General features: G+C 61.7%; 5 protein-coding genes and 2 pseudogenes. 3 read left to right on the forward strand and 4 right to left on the reverse strand.

Annotation, left to right across the window (positions count from 1 at the left end; genetic code table 11):
* The 3 genes and pseudogenes from P792_RS0119320 to efp form a co-directional block, all read right to left on the reverse strand.
* Window positions 1-353, reverse strand: a pseudogene (locus P792_RS0119320) (hypothetical protein); the annotation flags it as partial.
* A gap of 148 nt (window positions 354-501) precedes the next feature.
* Window positions 502-1,332, reverse strand: coding sequence for an inositol monophosphatase family protein (locus P792_RS31125; RefSeq protein ID WP_023979274.1), 831 nt, complete (start codon window positions 1,330-1,332; stop codon window positions 502-504).
* Window positions 1,333-1,451: 119 nt separating this feature from the next.
* Window positions 1,452-2,018 carry an elongation factor P gene (gene efp, locus P792_RS31130; RefSeq protein WP_023979275.1) on the reverse strand — a complete coding sequence of 189 codons (567 nt, stop codon included), beginning with the start codon at window positions 2,016-2,018 and terminating at the stop codon, window positions 1,452-1,454.
* A 206-nt stretch (window positions 2,019-2,224) separates the two neighbouring features.
* Here efp and P792_RS0119325 point away from each other — a divergent pair, with 206 nt between their 5' ends.
* Complete coding sequence (locus P792_RS0119325) at window positions 2,225-3,136, forward strand: DNA/RNA non-specific endonuclease (protein WP_023979276.1); 912 nt, start codon at window positions 2,225-2,227, stop codon at window positions 3,134-3,136.
* Here P792_RS0119325 and P792_RS31135 read toward each other — a convergent pair.
* On the reverse strand, window positions 3,122-4,210 hold the full coding sequence (locus tag P792_RS31135) for a lysine-2,3-aminomutase-like protein (protein WP_023979277.1): 1,089 nt from the start codon (window positions 4,208-4,210) through the stop codon (window positions 3,122-3,124). The genes P792_RS0119325 and P792_RS31135 overlap by 15 nt on opposite strands.
* A 52-nt stretch (window positions 4,211-4,262) precedes the next feature.
* Here P792_RS31135 and epmA point away from each other — a divergent pair, with 52 nt between their 5' ends.
* Together epmA and P792_RS31145 are read left to right on the forward strand one after the other, a co-directional pair.
* On the forward strand, window positions 4,263-5,246 hold the full coding sequence (gene epmA / locus P792_RS31140) for an EF-P lysine aminoacylase EpmA (RefSeq protein WP_023979278.1): 984 nt from the start codon (window positions 4,263-4,265) through the stop codon (window positions 5,244-5,246).
* A gap of 116 nt (window positions 5,247-5,362) precedes the next feature.
* Window positions 5,363-5,568: pseudogene (locus tag P792_RS31145) on the forward strand (hypothetical protein); the annotation flags it as partial.

Consider the following 5,568-nt stretch of genomic DNA (forward strand, 5'->3'; position numbering starts at 1 on the left):
CCGATACGCTGTGCTGCAGGGGCGCGGGATGTTGCGGCCGGTGCACTCTTGCCGGGCAGATTGCTGTTGGGCGCCGGGCTGGTGGCAGAGGGTGTGGCCGGATGGGACGAGGCAGATTTGCCCTTGGTGGCGGAGCTTGTATCCGCTTTATGACCGCCCTTGCGGCCTGCCTTCTCGGCGTTGCCTTTGGAGGCTTTCTGGGAGCTCTTCTGAGGTGCTGATTTCGCCGCAGGCCTAGCCGCGGGGATGGCATCATCATTGGAGGTGACCTGCGCCTGTAAAGGCATCGCGGTCAGCAGGGCAGCCGGAAGACCGGCCGAAAACAGGAGGGAGAGGAGGATCGGCCGTTTCATGACCGGGTGATCCTAATCGCGCTCCCCCCGCGCTAGCAATGGGGAATGAGATCTCGTTATCCCGATGGTTCCCGCGCTATCCGGTTTTATTTGCGGAATGACTGGTTTTTGTATCCCGCCCACGCCGGAGCGCGGGCAGGTTGGGATCTCAGGCCTTGCGGGTCAGGGCGTCGAGCACGATCTTGCGGATCGGCCCATGCAGGTGGCCGTTACCTGCGACCAGCGTCACGTCATTGTCGAGATCGGTGATTTCCAGACCTTCCGGATCGGTCACGTAGCCGCCAGCCTCGCGCACGATCAGCAGACCGGCCGCGCAATCCCAGGGCTTGAGGCCGATTTCCCAGAAGGCTTCATAACGACCGGCAGCAACCCAGGCGAGGTCGAGCGCTGCGGCGCCGAAGCGACGGAAACCTGCGACATGGGGCATGAGTGCCGCCAGTGTACGACCAAACGGCAGACGGCGATCTGCCGGTGTCTTGGCGAAGGGAATGCCGGTAGCAATGAGCGATTCGGACAGGTCACGACGTGCCGAGACGCGAATACGACGCTCGTTCAGGAACGCACCAATGCCCTTCTCTGCCCAGAACATCTCATTGGCAGCAGGGTTATAGACCATGGCAGCAGCGATTTCGGTCGAGCCATCGGGGTGGCGACGCTGCAGGGCGATGGAAATGGCCCATTGCGGAATACCATGCAGGAAGTTCGATGTGCCATCGAGCGGATCGACGATCCAGCGCCAGGTCCAGTTCTCACCGCCCGAATTGCCGCTCTCTTCCATCAGGAAGGCGTAGCCGGGGCGAGCACGGGCGAGTTCCTCACGGATTGTCTGCTCGGCACGCAGATCGGCCTGCGAGACGAAGTCACCGGGGCCCTTGATGCTGACCTGAAGCTGCTCGACTTCGGCGAAATCGCGAAGGAGACGCTTGGCTGCTTTTTGCGCAGCATTCTGCATGACGGTCATATGCGGCGAGAGACGCATGGCAATAATCCTGATGAGAAACTGTGAAAGAGCAGGGTAGTCGTATTGAGGCCAAGCCCGGCAGGCGGGCTTGGCCTTGCCGGGGGGCAGCGTGGCTGCGCCCCCGTTTCAGGAGGTGATCAGGCCTTGGCGCGTTCGACGTAGGAGGCGTCGTCCGTGCGGACAACCACGCGCTCGCCGGCTTCGATGAAGGGCGGCACCATGGTCTTGACGCCATTGGACAGCATGGCGGGCTTGTAGGACGAGCTGGCCGTCTGGCCCTTGACCACAGGATCGGCCTCGGTGATTTCAAGCGTGACGTGCGGCGGCAGGGAAACGCCAACCGGATCGCCTTCGACCAGCTTCACGTTCAGTTCCATGTTGTCCTGCAGGAAGGGCAGCTGGTCACCGAAGATGTCCTTGTGCAGCATTACCTGCTCGAAGGTTTCCGGGTCCATCAGGACGATGTTGTCACCATCCGTGTAGGAATAGGTGTAGTCCTTGTCTTCCGTCATTAGGCGCTCGACGGTGTCGGCGGTGCGCCAGCGCTCATTGGTCTTGTTGCCTGTGTTCAGGTCGCGCATTTCGACCTGGATGAAGGCGCCACCCTTGCCCGGCGTGATGATCTGCTGCTTGAGAACCGTCCAGCGACGACCGTCATGCTCAATAACCTGTCCGGCGCGAATCAGGTTTGCCTGCTGCTTCATGGAAGAAAGATCCCGGGAATCGTGATGTGGATACGACGGGTCTGTGCCGCCGTGAAAGGCGGGGTTCTAACGAAGCGGGCGCTCAAGAGCAAGCAAGATGCATGGTCTGCCCTCCGGGATGCCGCGCTGGAGGCGCTGTGTGCGATCTGGTTGTGTATTTGCAAAGTGACAGCTAGAGCGCAGCCATGCGGTTTCGATCTTCTTGCGTGTTTGCTCTCTCCGGGCTGGGTCTTGTTTTCTGGGGCGGCTCTGGTCTTTCTGGTTTTCCCGGCCTGTCGCGTGCCTATGCCGAGGCTCCCGTTTCGGCTGGACAGACGCCAGGCACGGTTGCGTGTGCGGCAGATTTCTCCGGTGGAATTGCGCCGACCCTGACGGCACCCGCCCCCACAACGCGCAATACGTTCCTGTGCAACACGGATTTCGCTGTTCTCGTGTCCGGGGTCACGCATGAGCCTGTCTGGGTGGCAGAGCATCTTACGCGTGATGAGATACGCCATGCCCAGCATCAATTGCGCGAGGGCAAGTTCCACGAGGAAACACGCCAGCCAGAGGCGGACAGGGCCCGTCTGGTCGATTACCAGCGGTCCGGGTTCGACCGCGGGCACATGATGCCGAGCGGTGATGCCCCCAGCCGGGCTTCACAGCAGGAGACATTCTCGCTTGCGAATATGGTGCCGCAGACACCTGACCTCAATCGCGGCCTCTGGGCCGGGGTCGAGAAGAAGGTGCGCGAGCTCGTGCTTTCAGAGGGCGAGGCCTATGTCGTGACGGGGCCAGCCTATCGTACGCAGACCCCTGCCCATATCGGACCCGGTGAACTGCCCGTGCCGACCTCGACATGGAAGGCGGTCTATCTGCCGTCCCGCCAAGCGGTGACGGTTTATGTGTGCAAGAACACTCTCTCGCCATCCTGCACGCAGGTTCCTGTTGCGACGCTGGTCAGGGTGACAGGGGTTGACCCGTTTCCGACCCTGCCAGCCTCGATGCGTGAAACGATCACCCGCATGGCCGATCCCGAGACGCAGTCCTATCATGTGTCTCCTGCACTTCGCCGTTTGACGATGCGGGTGCTCAAGGGGCTGATAGGCGAGATGTTCTCCGGTTCATCCCCGCTCTGACGGGATAGTGGGCAGCATGTGCGTGTTGCCCGCCGGGTCCTGCACGGCGCCTGGCTGCGTCTCGGGGTGGTAATAATCCGGCCCCAGCGGCACCTTGCCCGCACCGCCCGGGATATCGAGCACGTAGGTTGGCCAGGCAAGGCCTGTCACGCGGCCGCGCAGGCGAGCCAGCAGCGCACGTCCCTCATTGATTGGCACATAGAAATGCGATGTGCCGGGGGCGGGGTCGAGCTGATGCAGGTAGTAGGGCTTGATGCGGGCGGTAACGAACGCACGAAGCAGGGCCTCCAGCGCTTCCTCGGTGTCATTGACACCGCGCAGCAGGACCGACTGGCTGAGCACCGGTATGGCGCGACTCTGGATCTGCCGTATGGCGGCGCGAGCCTGACCCGTCATTTCGCTTGCATGGTTGGCATGGAGCACGATCCACAGAGCGCGATCGGTTTCGAGAGCATCCAGCAGGGCCGATGTAATCCGTGCGGGGTCGGCCACAGGCACACGGCTATGAATGCGGATGGTCTGGATATGGGGCATGGCCGACAGCGCCTCGATGATATGGCGCAGTCGACGCGGGCTCAGCATGAGCGGGTCCCCACCCGTCAGGATGATCTCGCTGATGGCGGGGTGATCGGCAATCCAGTCCAGTGCCGTGTTCAGGGCCTCGTCTGGGAGGAGTCCACCGTCCGGCCCCACATGCTCGCGCCTGAAACAGAACCGGCAATAGAGCGGGCAGACCAGCAATGGCTTGAGCAGCGCGCGATCGGCATAGCGATGAACGATACCTGGTACGGGAGAAAGGGCGTCATCGCCAATCGGATCATGCAATTCCCATGGGGCGGTCTGAAGTTCGGCAGGGGTCGGGACAACCTGCCGCCCGATCGGATCGTCCGGATGGTTGATCAGATCCAGAAAGGCCGGCGGGATGGCTGTGGCGAACTGGCTGGAGAGAGCCTCAAGCGCCGAAGCCTGATCCGGCGGAACGAGTCCACGCGCAATCAGCTGCGATGGCGTGCGCACGACAGGGCGTGGCCCGGTATGACGCGGTTCAGCGGGGGGATTGACCTTTTCTGGCATCAGGGGGCTGTACTTCAGGCACAACTGTTTTCGCAACCGGAGAGCGCATATCATGGCGGGACGAAACGCAATTTCAGACAGGCTGCCGCTTTTGCAGCGTCGTGCCCTGCTGCAACGTGGTGTGCGTGCCTTTTTCGACGCTCGCAATTATCTGGAAGTGGAGACGCCATGCGCGGTGCCTGTGCCGGGTGAGGAGGTGCATCTGCGCTGCTTCCGGACCGAACTCGAGCGACCCGATGGCACGAGAGAACCGCGCTACCTGCACACCAGCCCCGAATTTGCGATGAAGCGCATTGTGGCGGCTACCGGGCTCGCGGTTTTTCAGCTGGCGCGTGTCTGGCGCAATGGCGAGCAAAGTGCCTTGCATGCGCCTGAATTCACCATGCTGGAATGGTACAGGCCCGGGGCGGGGCTCAGCGCCTTGATGGACGAAACCGAAGCGCTATTGCAGCATTTATTGCCGCCTACCCTGACATGTGGCGATACCACGCTCAGAATTGACGCGCCTTTCGAGCGACTGACGATGGCCGAGGCGTTCAGGCGCTATGTGGGGGTCGATCTGCTGGGTATTGGCAACGACGCCGCCCGTCTGGCGCAGGAGGCCGGCACGGTCTTGCGCGTTGGCGAGACATGGGAGGATCTTTTCTTCCGGCTGCTGCTGGAGCGTATCGAGCCGCATATCGGGCGTGATCGACCGACTTTCCTGACGCATTGGCCTGCGGCGCAGGCAGCGCTTTCGCGACGTGACCCGGAAGATCCGCGTGTGGCGCTGCGTTTTGAGCTCTATGCCGCAGGAGTCGAGTTGGCCAATGCCTTCGAGGAGCTGACCGATCCGGTGGAACAGCGTGCGCGCTTTGTGGCGGACAGGGAGCGGCGGATCGCTCTGGCACCGGATCAGGACTGGCCGCTCGACGAGGCTTTTCTGGCTGATCTGGCGGATCTTCCGCCGTGCAGTGGGATTGCGTTGGGGTTTGACCGGCTTGTGATGCTGGCAACCGGCGCGCCGCGCTTGTGTGACATTGTGTGGTTTTCTTAAACCTTATGATAGCAATGCACCTTTTTGAGGGGCAAAATCGTTCTCATGGCCTACAGTGGCGCCAGCTTCGAACTGATCCGGCAGGCGGCTTCAGCTTCGGAAAGGGTATCAGGATGATGAAGAAAACAGTTTTTCTGTCGTTTGCTGCGCTGCTGACCCTGTCGGCATGCGATGTTCCGACCGTTCAGCAACGCAAGGTGCTGGATTCCATGATCGGCAAGAGCGATGTGGATGTGTTGCGGACTTTCGGCGTGCCCACGCGCACCTATCAGGCCAGCGGTCATGACTTCCTCGCCTATATCGACAACGAGACCAACTACTC

The sequence above is a fragment of the Asaia sp. SF2.1 genome (genome assembly GCF_000505765.1).
Taxonomy (GTDB): domain Bacteria; phylum Pseudomonadota; class Alphaproteobacteria; order Acetobacterales; family Acetobacteraceae; genus Asaia; species Asaia bogorensis.